This is a genomic window from Nocardia sp. NPDC055321 (genome assembly GCF_053645575.1).
Window position 1 is genome coordinate 62611 of sequence record NZ_JBSHMS010000035.1, and the last position, 15896, is coordinate 78506.

The 15896-nt window shown below is 67.7% G+C and carries 16 protein-coding genes; 13 read left to right on the plus strand and 3 right to left on the minus strand.

The features are described from left to right. Window positions 1-56: 56 nt before the first annotated feature. Window positions 57-476, minus strand: a complete 420-nt coding sequence (locus tag ACWIGI_RS36730) for a VOC family protein (RefSeq protein ID WP_454208176.1) — start codon at window positions 474-476, stop codon at window positions 57-59. Window positions 477-649: 173 nt separating this feature from the next. Between ACWIGI_RS36730 and ACWIGI_RS36735 the strand changes: the two genes are divergently transcribed. Both ACWIGI_RS36735 and ACWIGI_RS36740 read left to right on the plus strand, forming a co-directional pair. After that, on the plus strand, window positions 650-1846 hold the full coding sequence (locus tag ACWIGI_RS36735; protein WP_454208177.1) for a glycosyltransferase: 1197 nt from the start codon (window positions 650-652) through the stop codon (window positions 1844-1846). A 51-nt stretch (window positions 1847-1897) separates the two neighbouring features. Continuing rightward, on the plus strand, window positions 1898-2593 hold the full coding sequence (locus tag ACWIGI_RS36740) for a maleylpyruvate isomerase family mycothiol-dependent enzyme (RefSeq protein ID WP_454208178.1): 696 nt from the start codon (window positions 1898-1900) through the stop codon (window positions 2591-2593). A 196-nt stretch (window positions 2594-2789) separates the two neighbouring features. Here the strand turns inward: ACWIGI_RS36740 and ACWIGI_RS36745 are convergent, their stop codons facing one another. Next, window positions 2790-3917, minus strand: coding sequence for an acyl-CoA dehydrogenase family protein (locus tag ACWIGI_RS36745; protein ID WP_454208179.1), 1128 nt, complete (start codon window positions 3915-3917; stop codon window positions 2790-2792). Between the two features lie 21 nt (window positions 3918-3938). Beyond that, window positions 3939-5126 carry an acyl-CoA dehydrogenase family protein gene (locus ACWIGI_RS36750; RefSeq protein ID WP_454208180.1) on the minus strand — a complete coding sequence of 396 codons (1188 nt, stop codon included), beginning with the start codon at window positions 5124-5126 and terminating at the stop codon, window positions 3939-3941. A 153-nt stretch (window positions 5127-5279) separates the two neighbouring features. Here ACWIGI_RS36750 and ACWIGI_RS36755 point away from each other — a divergent pair, with 153 nt between their 5' ends. The 11 genes from ACWIGI_RS36755 to ACWIGI_RS36805 all read left to right on the plus strand — a co-directional run. Then, the gene (locus tag ACWIGI_RS36755) at window positions 5280-5468 is read left to right on the plus strand and encodes a ferredoxin (RefSeq protein WP_354991149.1); all 189 of its coding nucleotides are present in this window, start codon (window positions 5280-5282) and stop codon (window positions 5466-5468) included. A 44-nt stretch (window positions 5469-5512) separates the two neighbouring features. After that, a complete protein-coding gene (locus tag ACWIGI_RS36760) occupies window positions 5513-6415 on the plus strand; it encodes a 3-oxoacyl-ACP reductase (RefSeq protein WP_454208181.1) in 903 nt (300 codons plus the stop codon). A gap of 311 nt (window positions 6416-6726) precedes the next feature. After that, window positions 6727-7491 carry an MlaE family ABC transporter permease gene (locus tag ACWIGI_RS36765; protein ID WP_454208182.1) on the plus strand — a complete coding sequence of 255 codons (765 nt, stop codon included), beginning with the start codon at window positions 6727-6729 and terminating at the stop codon, window positions 7489-7491. 4 nt (window positions 7492-7495) lie between these two features. Further along, entirely contained in the window at window positions 7496-8347 is an 852-nt protein-coding gene (locus ACWIGI_RS36770; protein WP_454208184.1) for an MlaE family ABC transporter permease, read from the plus strand. A gap of 126 nt (window positions 8348-8473) precedes the next feature. Beyond that, window positions 8474-9598, plus strand: a complete 1125-nt coding sequence (locus tag ACWIGI_RS36775; protein ID WP_454208186.1) for an MCE family protein — start codon at window positions 8474-8476, stop codon at window positions 9596-9598. Continuing rightward, on the plus strand, window positions 9595-10626 hold the full coding sequence (locus ACWIGI_RS36780; RefSeq protein ID WP_454208188.1) for an MCE family protein: 1032 nt from the start codon (window positions 9595-9597) through the stop codon (window positions 10624-10626). Before ACWIGI_RS36775 ends, ACWIGI_RS36780 begins: the two co-directional genes overlap by 4 nt. Window positions 10627-10628: 2 nt before the next feature. Beyond that, a complete protein-coding gene (locus ACWIGI_RS36785; RefSeq protein ID WP_454208190.1) occupies window positions 10629-11687 on the plus strand; it encodes an MCE family protein in 1059 nt (352 codons plus the stop codon). Then, on the plus strand, window positions 11684-12943 hold the full coding sequence (locus ACWIGI_RS36790; protein WP_454208191.1) for an MCE family protein: 1260 nt from the start codon (window positions 11684-11686) through the stop codon (window positions 12941-12943). The genes ACWIGI_RS36785 and ACWIGI_RS36790 overlap by 4 nt, the downstream gene beginning before the upstream one ends. Next, window positions 12943-14157: an MCE family protein gene (locus tag ACWIGI_RS36795; RefSeq protein ID WP_454208192.1), complete on the plus strand. Its 1215-nt coding sequence runs from the start codon at window positions 12943-12945 to the stop codon at window positions 14155-14157. The genes ACWIGI_RS36790 and ACWIGI_RS36795 overlap by 1 nt, the downstream gene beginning before the upstream one ends. After that, on the plus strand, window positions 14154-15593 hold the full coding sequence (locus ACWIGI_RS36800) for an MCE family protein (protein ID WP_454208193.1): 1440 nt from the start codon (window positions 14154-14156) through the stop codon (window positions 15591-15593). Before ACWIGI_RS36795 ends, ACWIGI_RS36800 begins: the two co-directional genes overlap by 4 nt. Continuing rightward, the coding region (locus ACWIGI_RS36805) for a hypothetical protein (RefSeq protein ID WP_454208194.1) at window positions 15590-15896 on the plus strand (307 nt) is incomplete at its 3' end. The genes ACWIGI_RS36800 and ACWIGI_RS36805, both read left to right, overlap by 4 nt.

A 15896-nucleotide genomic window follows, 5' to 3' on the forward strand; every position in this document is an offset into this window, starting at 1 on the left:
ATGCGTGAACGGCCCGCCGGGTGAAAACCCGGCGGGCCGTTCGCATTTCACGCCGCTCAGTTCGTGCCGGGGTAATCCATGAAGAAGGGCTCCCACTGATGGCCGTCCGGATCGATGAAGGTGCGCCCGTGCATACCCGCCTGCGCCTCCTGGGCGCGCTTGTCGTCGTTGACCTCCTCGGTCGCGCCGGCGGCGACCGCCGCGTCGACCAGGGTGTCCACTTCCGCGGCACTGCCCAGCGCCAGCGCGTAGGCGGCGTGGATACTGGAACGGGTGTCGGCCAGGGGACGCTTGCTGAAGGTCGGGAAGAATTCCTTGGTCAGCAGCATGAGGCAGATATTGTCGTCGATCACGATGCAGGCGGCGTTGCTGTCGGTGAAGTCCTGGTTCACCTTCCAGCCCAGCGCCTCGTAGAAGTCCTTGGACTTGTCGAGGTCGGCGACGGGGAGATTGATGAAAATCATCTTGCTGGCCATGGTGGTGTTCCTTTCCTCCGCAATCCGGTTGCGTGTGCGCGTTTCGTAGGTAGTGACGAACCGGGCACGGGAAACTCATCGGCCGCTCGCGACGTGGTCTGTGACACACGATTTGGTCATCGGTCGGTCGCGTACGGCTCGACCGTGACAGAGTGACCAACAGGAGGTGCCTGATGAAATACAGCTACCTGGTCGCGCTCACCGGCAGCGGCGGTACGGTGCCGCCGGAACTGGGGGTGGTGCGCCGCCTCGTGGCTCGCGGGCATCGCGTGACCGTTCTGGCCGAGGAGTCGCTGACCGAGGCGATCACCGCCACCGGCGCCCGGCTGCGGCCGCGCGCGGGCGCGGGTTTCGCGCGCGACATCGCCGACGAGATCGACGGTGACCGGCCCGACATGGTGCTGGCCTCGTATTTCGCCTTCGGGGCCATGGTCGCGGCGCAGGCCTGCGAGGTGCCGTTCGTGGTCCTGATCCCGGGGATCTATCCGCTGCCGATGGAGGGCGCGCCGCCGCCCGGGTCGGGTTTCGGGCTCTCGCACGGGCCGGTGACCCGCTGGCGTGATCGCGTGGTGGGCGGTCTGGTGCAGCGACGCTGGGACGAGGAGTTGCTACCCCAGCTCAACGCGCTACGCGCGGGGTTCGGGCTGGAACGGCTGGCGCACTATCAGGATCAGGCGCGGCTGGCGTATCGGCAGCTCGTATTGTCCAGTGAGGCTTTCGATTTCCCCGCGCAGCGGCCCGACGGGGTGCGCTGGGCCGGTCCGATCCTGGACGATCCGCACTGGAGTCTGGAGACGGACTGGGAGGTTCCGGACGGCGGGGATCCGCTCGTGCTGGCGTCGCTGTCGACCACGTTCGCGGGGCAGACCGAGTGCCTGCAGCGCATCGCCGACGGTCTGGGCAGGCTGCCGGTGCGCGGGGTGATCACCACCGGGCCCGCGGTCTCACCGCTGGACATCGTCGCGCCGGCCAACGTGCGGGTGCTGGCGGCGGCGCCGCATCACGAGGTCATGCGGCACGCCAGCCTGGTCATCACGCACGGCGGGCACGGCACCCTGCTCAAGGCGCTGGCCGCCGATCTGCCCGCGGTGGTACTGCCGCACGGGCGGGACGACGCCGACATCGCGGCTCGCGCGCGGACGCACGGCGCGGCGATCCTGTTGCACCGCACCGCGACTCCGCAGCGCATCGCCGCCGCGGTCCGCCGCGCGCTGCGCACCCCGGCGCTCTATCGGTCCGCCGCCGAACTGGGGCGGGTGATCCGGCGCGACGCCATGGGCGATCTGCTCATGCGCGAGCTCGAGCCGTCGCCCGATCACCCCGGACCGGTGGCCGAGCGCATCGCGCACATCCGCGAGTTCGAGTCCTGATCATCGCGACAACCCGCGCGGGCGCGGCCCCGCGCGATTAGCGTGAGGCGCATGGACTTCCTGCCGGTACTGCGCGACAAGCTCACCGCCTACGGCGCGCTCCTGACCCCCGACGCCGATCTCACCGCGCCGGTGCCCTCGTGCGGCGAGTGGACCCTCTACGACCTCACCGACCACCTGGTGCAGGGCAATCGGTGGGTCGTGACCGCGGTCGCCGAAGGCCGCGGCGATCACCGCGGCGAGCCCGCGCCCCGCGATGCCGAGGGCCTGCGCGCGGCCTTCGACGCCAGCGCCGCCGCGATAGTCGAGTCCCTGTCCGCGGACCCGGAGACCCCCGCCTGGACCTTCACCAGCGCGATGCCCCGCAACGTCGGCTTCTGGCGCCGCCGCCGCGCCCAGGAAACCCTGATGCACCTGTGGGACGCCCAGGCCGCTCTCGGCAAACCCGAGCCCTTCGACCTCGCCCTCGCGACCGACGGCATCACCGAGGTCTTCGAACTCTTCGCCCCCCGCATGGTCTCCCGCGGCCTGGCTCCCGAGCCCGCCGCGGCCCTGACGGTCCGCGCCACCGACGCCGACCGGACCTGGACCTACGGCCCCGGCGCCCCGGTGGCCGAAATAGCCGGTCCCGCATCGGATCTGCTGCTCGTGCTGTGGGGCCGTAAATCCGCCGGCGACCCGGCCTCGGCCTGGAACGGCGACCGTGCCGCCGGTGAACGAATCCTCGCCGGTCCGCTGGTGCCCTAGGCGCGGGGCTGCGGGAGCCGGTTCGCCCAACCGCTAGTGCTCGGCGCGACCGAGGAGGCCGCCGTAGCAGCCGTAGGGAATAGCTTCACCCACGTGCGAGGCCTGCCCCGTGAGGTATCTACCGCCGGGCCCGCACGAAAGAGCGGCGGCACCCGGAAGTGCCGCCGCTCAGTCTCTTTCGGTTCTCAGGCGAAAGTCAGTTCGCGGGCTCCGCGAGGATCGCGCCGAGGGCGCGGAGGTGATCGTTCGCGCCGCCGAGGACGAACTCGTTGTGCTTGGCGGCGGTGAAGTACTGGTTCACGATGTGGTCGCGGTCGATGCCGACGCCGCCGTGGACGTGGACCACGGTGTGGGCCACGCGGTGGCCGGCCTCGGCGGCCCAGAACTTCGCGGTGTGGACCTCGGCGGCGGCGGGCAGGTCCTCGGCCAGGCGCCAGGCGGCCTGCTGGACGGCCAGGCGCACGCCCTGGACGTCGATGTAGGCGTCGGCCAGGCGCTGGGCCACGGCCTGGAAGCTGCCGATCTTGCGGGTGAACTGCTCGCGCTCGCGGGCGTAGTCCGCGACCAGTTCCAGGCCCTTCTCCACGGTGCCGAGCTGGGTGGCGGCCAGGCCGAGCCAGCCGCGCTCGAGCAGCCAGTTCAGGATCTCGGCGCCCTGCTCCACGGTGCCGACCAATTCGGCCGGGGTACCGGCGAATTCGACCTCGGCGGCGGGGGAGCGGTCGGTGATGATCTGATCCTCGATGCGCACCGAGGCGTCGGCGGCATCGACCAGGAAGACCGCGGGCGCGCCGTCGACGCTGGCGGAGACCAGGATGCGGGCGGCCTGACGGGCGAACGGCACCCCGGTCTTGAGACCGGTGAGCTGCCAGCCGCCGTTGTCGGCCGCGGTGGTGGCCGGGGCGGCCGGCTCCCAGTTGCGCTCCTCGGACAGCGCGGCGGTGAGGATGACCTCGCCGCTCGCGGCCTGCGCGGCCACGGCCCGCTGGGCCTCGTCGCCGAACTTCGCCAGCGCGCCCGCGCCGAGCACGATCGACCACAGGTACGGCACCGGCGCGACCGACTTGCCGAGCTCACGCAGGATCGCGGTCTGCTCCAGCACGCCGAAATCGCTGCCGCCCACCGCTTCCGGCAGCGCCGCTGCCAGCACGCCGGTCTCGGCGAGCGAGCCCCACAGGCCGTCGTCGAAGCGCACGGTGCGCGCACCGGCGGCGTCGGTGTTCTTGTCCAGTTCGCGCAGCCGGTCGGCGGTGACGAGCTTGCCGGTGACCTCGGCGGTCAGTCGGGCCAGGTCCTGCTGCGCCTCGGTAAGGGTGAAATCCATGATGGGTACCTAGGTTTCGTGTCAGCGCGCGGCGGCGGGCTGCTTGAGGGCGGTCATGGCGATGATGTCGCGCTGCACCTCGTTGGTGCCGCCGCCGAAGGTCAGGATGAGGCAGGCGCGGTGCATGCGCTCGAGCCGGCCGCGCAGCTGCGCGCCCGCGGAATCCTGGCGCAGGTAGCCCTGCGGCCCGAGCACCTCCATGAGCGCGCGGTAGGCCTCGGTGGCCAGTTCGGTGCCGTACACCTTGCAGGTGGAGGCGTTCCAGGGGCGCGGGGCGGCGCCGGCGTCGGCGCCCGAGGCCAGCTCCCAGTTCAGCAGCTTGAGGAACTCGACCTTGGCGTGCACGCGGGCCAGGGCGACCTGCACCCATTCCTGGTCGATCACGCGGGAACCGTTGGCGGCCTTGGTGTTGCGCGCCCACTCGGTGGTCTGCGCGACGGCCAGCTGCAGCGGCGCGGCCGAGGTCAGCGCGACGCGCTCGTGGTTCAGCTGGTTGGTGATCAGCGCCCAGCCGCCGTTCTCCGGGCCGACCATGTCCGAGTGCGGGATCCGCACGTCCTGGTAGTAGGTGGCGCTGGTGTCCGGGCCCGCCATGGTGTGCACCGGCGTCCAGGAGAAGCCCTCGGCGTCGGTGGGCATGATGAACATCGAGATGCCCTTGTGCTTCTTGGCACTCGGGTCGGTGCGCACGGCCAGCCAGACGTAGTCGGCGTAGGCGATGAGCGAGGTCCACATCTTCTGCCCGTTGACGACCCAGTCGTCACCGTCGCGGACCGCTCCGGTGCGCAGCGAGGCCAGGTCGGTGCCCGCGCCCGGCTCGGAATAGCCGATGGCGAAATGCAACTGGCCCGCGGCGATCTTGGGCAGGAAGAACTTCTTCTGCTCCTCGGTGCCGTAGTGCATGATGGTCGGCGCGACCGAGTTGATGGTCAGGAACGGCACCGGCGCGCCCGCGATGGCGGCCTCGTCGGTGAAGATCAGCTGATCCATCGTGGGCCGATCCTGGCCGCCGTACTCCTTCGGCCAGCCCAGGGCGAGCCAGCCGTCGCGGCCCATCTCCTCGACGACCTCGCGGTAGACATTGCCTTCGCCGTACTCACCGGTCTGCGCCGAGAGTGCTTCCCGCCGCTCCGGAGTGATCAGACGGGCGAAATACTCACGCAGCTCAGCGCGCAGCTGTTCCTGTTGCGGCGTGTATGCGATCCGCATATGGGCACCTCTAGCCTTCGTGTCAGGGTTCTGCCGATCATGGCACAGCAGGTGGAACTTGTTCCAGTATCGGCGCTTGTAAGGCCGCACTTGCTACCCCTCGCACCGGTGGTGTTGTTACGCTCGCCCCACTGTTGTGCAAAGGAGTTGGCTATGAAGGTCACTGTTGATCTCGACCAGTGCGAGGCGAACGGAATCTGCGTCGGAATCGCACCTGACGTGTTCGATCTCGATGACGACGATGTCCTCCACATCATCGGCGCGGAGGTACCGGCCGGTAGCGAGTCCGATGTCGAGACCGCCGTGGCACAGTGCCCGAAAGCGGCACTCAAGATCGTCTGAAACCGGCCTTGCTCGTCGGGTGTAACACGTTCTAGAGTCGGCCGGTGAGCGAATCTGATGTGAGTCTTGCCGGCCGGGTGGCCATCGTCACCGGCGCGGGCGCCGGCCTGGGCCGGGCCGAAGCCCTGGAGCTGGCCCGCGCCGGCGCTTCGATCATTGTCAACGACCTGGCCGAGAACGACGCGGTGAGCGCGACCCTCGCCGATATCCGCGCCCTCGGCGCCAAGGCCGAGTTCGTCGCGGGCAGCATCGCCGAGCGGTCCACCGCCGACGCGCTGATCAGCACCGCCGAACAGACCTTCGGCGGGCTGGACATCATCGTCAACAACGCCGGCATCACCCGCGACAAGATGCTGTTCAACATGTCCGACGAGGACTTCGACGCGGTGATCGCGGTGCATCTGCGCGGTCACTTCCTGCTGACCCGCAACGCGGGCGCGTTCTGGCGGGCCAAGTCCAAGGAAGCCGGCGCGCCCGTCTACGGCCGGATCGTGAACACCTCGTCCGAGGCCGGGCTGCTCGGGCCCGCGGGACAGGCGAACTACGGCGCGGCCAAGGCCGGTATCACCGCCCTGACCCTGTCGGCCTCGCGGTCGCTGTCGGCCTTCGGTGTCCGTGCCAATGCCATCTGCCCGCGCGCGCGGACGTCCATGACGGAGAAGGTCTTCTCCGCGGCTCCGGAAGAGGGCCCGGATCCCCTCTCTCCCGACCATGTGGCGCGCCTGGTGACCTTCCTGGCCTCCCCGGCCGCCGACGCCGTCAACGGGCAGTTGTTCGTCGTCTACGGGCCGATGGTAGCGCTCATGGCCGCCCCTGTCGTGGAACGTCGTTTCGACGCCGACGGTGAATGGAGCACCGCGAATCTCGCGGACACACTGGGCGGGTACTTCGCCGAACGCGGTTCGGACGCTACGTTTTCCGCATCGGCCCTGATGGATCTCGGTTAGTACACCCTTATTCGGCGGTAGCCGGGCCGTAGCGCCCGGCTGCTTGGTTGATTGCTTGGTTGATCATGTGACCAAGAGTTGGTAGGAATGGGTTCTGTGTGTGTGACGTCTCACAAAGGCGTCACACATCTGGGTCGGAACTGCAGATGAACGTGTTTCCAAAACTGGACACGAGTTCAGAAAGATCCCCAGTTCAAAACCCTTGAAACCTTCCCAGACGGTGCGAGAACGTGTTCTAATCTCTGGGCGGGACCGAGATCACATTCAGATCTCGGGAGCTATAGCTAGGCAGGGCAGGAGGAATCGCGGGAATGAATGATGTCCTCGCTGTACCGTTGCGGGCGGTCGGGGGGTTCTTCGAACTCGCCGGCGACGTCGCTCGCGCCGCGGTGCGGCCACCATTCCAGCGACGCGAATTCGTCGATCAGGCCTGGTTTATCGCCAGCGTCTCCATCACACCCACGTTGCTCGTGGCCATTCCCTTCACGGTGCTGGTGCAGTTCACGCTGAACATCCTGCTCCGCGAGATCGGCGCCGGCGACCTGGCGGGAGCGGGCGCCGCCTTCGGCGCCGTCACCCAGGTCGGGCCGATGGTCACCGTGCTCATCGTGGCGGGCGCGGGCGCGACCGCCATCTGCGCCGACCTCGGCGCACGCACCATCCGCGAGGAAATCGACGCCATGCGCGTGCTGGGCATCGACCCGGTGCAGCGCCTGGTGGTTCCGCGCGTGCTCGCGTCCATGTTCGTGGCCATGCTGCTGAACGGGCTCGTCTGCACCATCGGCATCCTCGGCGGCTTCCTGTTCTCGGTGTTCCTGCAGGGTGTCAACCCCGGCGCGTTCGTCAACGGCATCACGCTGCTGACGCATCTGCCCGAGCTGGTCATCTCCGAGGTCAAGGCGACGCTGTTCGGGCTCGTGGCGGGCCTGGTGGCGTGCTACCTGGGACTGACCGTCAAGGGCGGTCCCAAGAGCGTGGGCGACGCGGTGAACCAGACCGTCGTCTTCGCCTTCATGGCGCTGTTCGTCATCAACGTGGTGGTCACGGCCGTCGGCATCAAGTTCACGGCTCGGTGACCGGATGGCCTTCGTAATCACCTCCCGCTTCCCCCGGGTGACGCGCCGGGTGAAGCGCACGACCGACAGCCTCGATTCGGTCGGTAAACACGCTGTCTTCTACGGCCAGTCGATCGCCTCGGTGCCCAAGGCCCTGGTGCACTACCGCACCGAGACGATCCGGCTCATCGCCGAGATCTCCATGGGCACAGGCGCTCTGGCCGTCATCGGCGGCACCGTCGTCATCGTCGGCTTCCTGACCCTCGCGGCGGGCGGCACCATCGCCGTGCAGGGCTACAGCTCGCTCGGCAACATCGGCGTCGAGGCCCTGACCGGCTTCTTCGCCGCCTTCATCAACGTGCGCATCGCGGCGCCCGTCATCTCGGGAATCGGCCTGGCCGCCACCCTCGGGGCCGGAACCACCGCGCAGCTGGGCGCCATGCGCGTGTCCGAGGAGATCGACGCCCTGGAGGTCATGGCCATCCGCCCGGTGCCGTTCCTCATCGGAACGCGCATTCTGGCGGGCATTCTGGCCATCATTCCGCTGTACTCCCTGGCCGTCATCGCCTCCTTCCTCGCGAGTCGTTTCGCCACCGTCGTCATCTACGGACAGTCGGCGGGTGTCTACGACCACTACTTCGACACCTTCCTGATCCCCAGCGACATCCTCTGGTCGTTCGCACAGGCGATCTTCATGGCCATCGCGGTCATGCTGATCCACACCTACTACGGCTACCACGCCTCCGGCGGTCCGGTCGGCGTCGGCGTCGCGGTGGGTAATGCCGTGCGTTCCTCCTTGGTCGCGGTCGTGATGGTGACGCTGCTGATCTCACTTGCCATCTATGGCACCTCCGGCAATTTCCACCTCTCCGGGTAGGGCGACGACGACATGGTGACAGAACACGACAGAGTGGCGAGCCCGATCGGCGCGCCCTTCGTTGAAAAACCAAGGCCCAAACGGCCTCTCGAACAAGGCTGGTTCATTCGTCTCGCCGGCCTGGGCATGGTTGTGCTCCTCGCCGGAGTGGTCACGATCTGCATGGTGATGTTCTCCGGCGGTTTCGAGAACACCGCCAAGGTGACCGTCGCCGCGCCGCGCGCGGGTCTGGTCCTGGACCCCGACGCCAAAGTCAAGATTCGCGGCGTCGAGATCGGCCGGGTTACCGGAATTACCAATACTTCCGACGGCGCCGACATCGAATTGGCCGTCGATCCGGAAAAATTGAAGATGGTCCCGGCGAACGCGCTCGTGGATATTCGATCCACCACCGTTTTCGGCGCCAAGTACATCAATTTCGTTGCGCCGCAGAATGCCTCGGGCTCGCTCGCGCCGGGCGCCACGGTGCGCGCCGACGTGGTCACCGTGGAGTTCAACACGATCTTCCAGCACCTCAACGATGTGCTGGCCATGGTGCAGCCCGAGAAGCTGAACGCGACGCTGACCGCGCTGGGCTCGGCGCTGCAGGGCCGCGGTGACCAGCTGGGCCAGACCCTGGTGGACGCCGAGGCGATGCTGCGCGAGATCAACCCGAGCCTGCCGACGCTGCAGGAGGATCTGCGCAAGACGACCGCGGTGACCGGGATCTACGCCGACACCGTGCCGGATCTGCTGCGGACCACCGACAACATGCAGGTCACCGCGGCGACGCTGGTCGACAAGCAGCGTCAGCTGGACGCCATGCTGCTCGGCCTCACCGGGCTCGCGGATACCGCGACACCGATTCTCGAGGAGAGCACGGCGCCGCTGGCACAGGCCCTGAACCTGTTGAAGGAGCCCATCTCGACACTCCACGAGTACCGTTCGGCGATCTTCTGCACCCTCGTCGGGGTGGGCAGCAACATGGAGATCGTCAACGACATCTTCGGCGGCCGGTACGCGGCGGTCACGATGAACGCCGGCGCCATGCCGGGCGGTGAGCCGTACAAGTACCCGCAGGATCTGCCCAAGGTGAACGCCACCGGCGGTCCGCACTGCGAGGGCGTGCTCGACAACGTGCCCGGTGTCCATCCCAAGTACCTGGTGACCGATACCGCCGAGGGGAATGTGTTCCAGCCGGTGACCGAGCCGTACTTCAACAGCAATGTCTTCGAGTGGTTGTTCGGCGGGATTCCGGGGGTGCGCAAATGAGCTTCAAACCCCGTGCCGTGACCGTGAAACTCGGTCTGTTCACCATCGTCATGCTGCTCGTGCTCGCCATGCTGGGCGTGATCTTCAGTCAGATGCGCTTCTCGCGGGAGCACAGCTACAACGCCATCTTCACCAGCTCCTCGGGCATCCTGCCCGGGTCCAAGGTGCGGATCGCCGGCGTTCCGGTCGGCACCGTGACCGACGTGTACGTCGGCAAGGACAAGCTGGCGCACGTCGAGTTCGACGTGGATCGCAAGTACAAGCTGTACACCTCCACCGAGGCCGCGATCCGCTACGAGAACCTCGTCGGCGACCGCTACATGGAGCTGCTCGAGGGTGACGGCGGTGCGCAGACCCTGGCGTCCGGCGGCACCCTCGGCACCGATCGCACCAAGCCGGCGCTGGATCTGGACATGCTGCTGGGCGGGTTCAAGCCGCTGCTGCGCGGTCTGGACCCGGCGCAGGTGAACGACCTCACCGAGGCGTTGGTCCAGGTCTTCCAGGGCCAGGGCGGCACGCTGGTGTCGCTGCTGAACAGCGGCGGCTCCTTCGGCAAGACGCTCGGCGAGCGGGACGCGCTGATCGGCAGCGTGATCGAGAATCTGAAGACGGTGCTCAGCACCATCGACGAGCGTGACGAGGCCTTCGGCAACACCCTCGACGAGTTGCAGCGACTGGTCAGCGGCCTGGCCGCGGACAAGGACCCGATCGGTGACGCGCTGCCGCGATTGGCCGGCGCCACCGGTGATCTCACCGATCTGCTGCAGCAGGCCCGGCCCGACCTCAAGGCCACCGTGCAGCAGCTCGGCCGCGCCGCGACGGTGCTGGACGACCAGGGCGGTGAGCTCGAGTGGATCATCCAGAACCTGCCCGAGACCTACAAGAAGCTGGTCCGCATCGGTTCCTACGGTTCGTTCCTGAACATCTACGTGTGTGGAACGGACATCCTGCTCGACGGGCCCGACGGTAAGCCGATGCTGGTGGCCACGCCCGGCGGCCAGACCGGCTATGGAAGGTGCGCCAAGTAGCCATGAATACGAAACGCCTGTCCACGGTCAATATCGGTGTCGTCGGCATCGTGCTGGCCGTGACTGTCTCGCTGAGCTCCCTGCAGTTCGACCGGTTGCCCCTGATCAAGTCCGGGGCCGAGTACGTGGCCTACTTCGCCGACGCGGGCGGTCTCGTCGACGGTGACCAGGTGCAGGTGGCCGGTGTGAAATCCGGCCGCGTGGACGAGGTCTCGCTGGACGGGGCCAAGGTGCGCGTGCGCTTCACCCTCGACGAGTCGATCCCGCTGGGCAACAAGACGACCGCGGCCATCAAGACCAATACGGTGCTGGGCCGCAAGTCGATGGAGGTCACCCCGAGCGGCGGCGGATCCATCACCAAGAACGATCCGATTCCGCTGGAGCGCACCACCTCTCCCTATTCCCTCAACGACGCGCTCGGCGATCTGTCCACGACCGTCAAGGATCTGGACATGGACCAGGTCAACAAGACCCTGGACACCCTGTCGGTCACGTTCGCCGATACGCCGGCGCCGCTGCGCAGCGCGCTCGACGGCATCACCGCCCTGTCGCGCAGCATCAACTCGCGCGATCAGGCGCTGACCGATCTGCTCGGTCGCGCCCAGGGCGTGACCAAGGTGCTCTCGGACCGCGCACAGAAGATCAATTCGCTGCTCGTCGACGGCAATTCGCTGCTGGGTGAGCTGGAGGCGCGCCGGAGTGCGATCAGCCAGCTCGTCGTGTACGTGAACGGACTGGCCCAGCAGCTGACCGGTTTCGTCAACGACAACGAGGCCGAACTCGGTCCGACGCTGGAGAAGCTGAACTCGGTCCTGGACATCCTGACCAGGAACGAACAGGACCTGAAGGACGCGCTGGACGCGGTCGGCCCCTACGCGGGCGCACTGGGTGAGCAGGTCGGCTCCGGCCCCTACTTCCAGGCCTATATCTCGAACTTCTCCAGCTCGTCGCTGGAGGTGCTGGTGGACGCCATGGTGTGGCCGGAGAACGTGCCGCAGGCGCTGCAGGAGATGTTGAGCACCCTCGGCGTCGGTCCAGGAAAGGTCGGTCCGGATAAATGAACGCAGTGCGAACCACTCTCGGCAAGCTGCCGCGCGCGGGACTCATCGCGATAGTCGTGGTGGCGGTGGCCGCCCTGGCCTTCGCCGGATACACGACGGTCACCAAGGTCGGCACCAAGCAGATCACCGCGTACTTCCCCTCCACCAGTGGCCTGTACGCGGGCGACTCGGTGCGGGTGCTCGGCGTGAAGGTCGGCACCATCGATTCGGTCGAGCCCGGCAAGGACCGGGTCGCGGTCAAGATGACCGTGGACCGCGGCGTGGAGCTGCCGGCCGACGCCAAGGCCGTGCTGATCTCCCCGTCCCTGGTTTCGGCCCGATTCGTCCAGCTCGCTCCCGCCTACACGGGTGGCCCCGAGCTGAAGGACGGCGGGACCATCCCGATCGAACGCACCGCCATCCCGGTCGAGTGGGATGACATCAAGGCCGAATTGTCCAAGCTGGCAACCACTCTCGGTCCGGTCGGTGAAGACGAGCAGGGCTCGTTCGGTCGGTTCGTCGACACCGCCGCGAACAACCTCGACGGCAACGGTGAAGCCTTCCGTAACACGCTGCGGGAGCTGTCCGGGGCGTTGACGACGCTGTCCGACGGTCGTACCGACCTGTTCGCGACGATTCGCAACCTGCAGCAGTTCGTCGACGTCATCTCCAAGAGCAACGATCAGATCGTGCAGTTCGGTGGCCGGCTGGCCTCGGTGTCGCAGGTCCTGGCCAACGTGTCCACCGATCTCGGTGTGGGACTGGACAACCTGGACAGTGCGGTCAGCGACGTGAAGCGATTCATCGACAGCCACGGCGACGGGCTCACCGAGGATCTGCAGCGGCTCGCCGACGTCACCGGCATCCTGGTCGAGAAGCAGCCGCAGGTCGAGCGCCTGCTGCACTCCGGGCCCACCGCGCTGGTGAACTTCTACCAGCTCTACAAGCCCAACACCGGCAGCCTCACCGGCTACCCGGTCATCACCAACTTCGCCGATCCACTCAGCTTCCTCTGCGGATCGGTGCGCGCCGCGGCCCGCGAGAGCTCGGACAAGTCGGCGGACCTGTGTGCCCAGACCCTGGGCCCCGCGCTCTCGAACATGACGATGAACTACCTGCCGTTCATGCTCAGCCCGGCGACCGCCGCGGGCGCGACGCCCGACCAGATCGCCTACACCACACCGGAACTCGAAGAGCGGGCGCGGAATCAGCCCAAGGCCGGTCAGGTCAGCGTTCCGAATTCCCTCGCCGAGTTGGCCGTTCCGGGAGGTAACTGATGAGGACCACTCCGATGCGCAAGTGCGCGGGCGGTCTGGCGATCGGTATCGCCATCACGCTGGGGACGACGGGCTGCCAGTTCGACGGACTCAACTCCCTGCCGATGCCCGGCGCGGCCGGCGGCGGCGAGGGTGCGTGGGAGGTCAAGGTGCAGATGCCCAATGTCACCACCCTGACCCGTAATTCCCCGGTTCGAGTCAACGACGTCACCGTCGGCGCCGTCACCGGCGTCGAGGTGGAAGGCTGGCACGCGCTGGTCACCCTGAGCCTGGACAAGGGCGTCAAGCTGCCCGCCAACGCGACCGCGAAGATCGGGCAGACCAGTTTGCTCGGCTCCAATCACCTGGAGCTGGCGCCGCCGACCGACACCGCGGCCAGCGGTGAGCTGCGGGCCGGCGACGTCATTCCCATGGAACGCGCCGGCGCCTACCCGACCACGGAGCAGACGCTGTCCTCGCTGTCGGTCGTGCTCAACGGCGGCGGCATCAGCCAGCTGGAGAACATCACCGGGGAACTGAACAAGGCCTTCACCGGGCGCACCGACGAGATCCGGGAACTGCTGCCGCAGTTGAACACTCTCGTCACGACGCTCGACGCCCAGACCGCGGACATCATCGCCGCGATGGGCGGGCTCGACCGCTTCTCCGGCATCCTCGCGCAGCAGCAGGACAGGCTGGCCTCGGCCATCGACAACATCCATCCCGCGCTCACCGTGCTCGCGGATCGGCGCGAGAACATCACCTCGACGCTGACCGCGCTGGCGAGTCTGGGCGACGTGGTGTCCAAGTTCGTCGCCGAGGGCGGCGACTCGCTGAAGGCCGATCTGGCGAATCTGTGGCCGGTGGTCCAGCAGATCGCCGACACCGGAGGCAATCTCACGAAGGCCCTCGGCATGCTGCTGACCTTCCCGTTCCCCATGCACGCGCTGGACGGTGCGGTCCGCGGCGACTACCTGAACGTCAAGATGGTCTTCGACCTCACCACCGCCCGCCTGCAGAAGAACCTGTTCACCGGAACCGCCCTCGGGCCCCGTGCCTCGGGCATCGAGGGCGCGCTCGGATCGATCGGCGGCACCGACGGTCCGCCCATCGATCCGAAAACTGCTCCCTTCCAGCAGAATCCGGCCGAGGTGCAGACGATTCCCGGCCTGGGCGCTATTCCCGGCCTGCCCCCCATTCCGGGGCTCACCGTTCCGCAAGGGGATGGACAGTGAAACTCACTCGATTCGTCAAGATCCAGCTCGCGATCTTCTCCGTCTTGACGGTGATCGGCCTGGCCGTCATGTCGGGCGTCTATGTGAAGCTGCCCGCCGCGTTCGGCATCGGCGTCTACGGCGTCACGGTCCAGCTGAGCGCCACCGGCGGGCTCTACGAGCACGCCAACGTCTCCTACCGCGGCATGAATGTCGGCAAGGTGAAGGAGGTCCGGCTGACTCCCGAGGGAGTCGACGCCGAGCTCACCGTCGACAGCGACCAGAAGATTCCGTCCGACGTGACCGCCGTGGTCCGCAGCGTGTCGGCCATCGGCGAGCAGTACGTCGACCTGGTGCCGGTACCGGATCCCCAGGGCGGCAACCTCTCCGACGGTTCGGTCATCCCGGTGGAGCGCACCAAGCTGCCGCAGGACGTCGGCACGCTCCTCGATCAGACCGACCGGCTGCTCAACAGCGTCGCGGACACCAAGCTGCGCCAGGTCATCGACGACGCCTTCGTGGCGTTCGACGGCGCCGGCCCGGACCTGCAGCGCTTCCTCGACTCCGCGTCGCTGCTGGTGCAGGAGGCCAAGAACAACACCCAGGCCACCAAAGATCTGATCGAGAAGATCGGGCCGCTGCTCGACACCCAGGTCGAGTCCGATTCCGCCATCCGGAGCTGGACCAAGGATCTGGCGACCCTCACCGACCAACTCCGCGAACACGATCCGGCCCTGCGCAGCGTCATCGACAAGGTGCCCGGCGCGGCGGCCAGCGCCACCGACCTGTTCAACCAGCTGCAGCCGACGCTGCCGCTGCTGGCCCGGAACCTGGTCAGCATCGGACAGGTCAGCTACGTCTACGACGCGAGTGTCGAGCAGTTGCTGGTGGTCTTCCCGCCGCTGATCGCGGCGCTGCTCACCGCAGCCACCAGTGGACCCCTCGAATACGGCGCCATGGTCGACTTCATGATCAGCGTCGGGGACCCGGCGGGTTGCACCGTCGGCTTCCTCTCGCCCAACGACCGCCGCGATGCCTCGCTGGTCGACGCGCCGCCGACCCCGGACAATCTCTACTGCAAGGTGCCGCAGGACGCGCCCTACGCGGTCCGCGGTATTCGGAATACCCCGTGTATGGAATTCCCCGGCAAGCGTGCGCCGACCCCGGAACTCTGCCGCGACCCGGAGGGCTACGTGCCCGAGGGCAACATGCCGCTGCCCTTCGAGAAGGACGCGCCCGGAGCGCCCAGCACCGAGCCGAGCGGTGACGCCGGCGCAGGTCAGCAGCCCGCAGGGGGTACCCAACCAGCCTCGTTCGAGTCGCGCTCGTACGATCCCAACAGCGGGACCTTCTTGGGACCGGACAATCGCACGTATCGTCTGGGCAACATCGGCCCGGACGGATCCGGGATAGTTCCGCCGACCTTGACAGCAATGGTGCAGGAGCAGTTGAAATGAGTGAAACCAGCGGGGTGAGAAACCGCTCTCGGCGGCGCGCGGTGCGTTCGGAAGGCCCACCGCCCGAAGAGGGGGAGATCGCCTCGCGGGCGCTCGATTCCGAGACACCCGACACCGATCCCATGGCGGCCGCGCCGGCCGCCACGGGGGACGGGTCGGCCGCGGAGCCCGCTGCCGTGGAGGCGGAGCCCGCCGCCACGGCTGTGGAGCCCGCGGCCGCGGCGGAGCCTGCCGCCGCGGCCGCGATCCCGGCTGCCGAGCACACCTCCGCCAGCAGGGTGCGGCTCGACAAGGCCCCGGCAC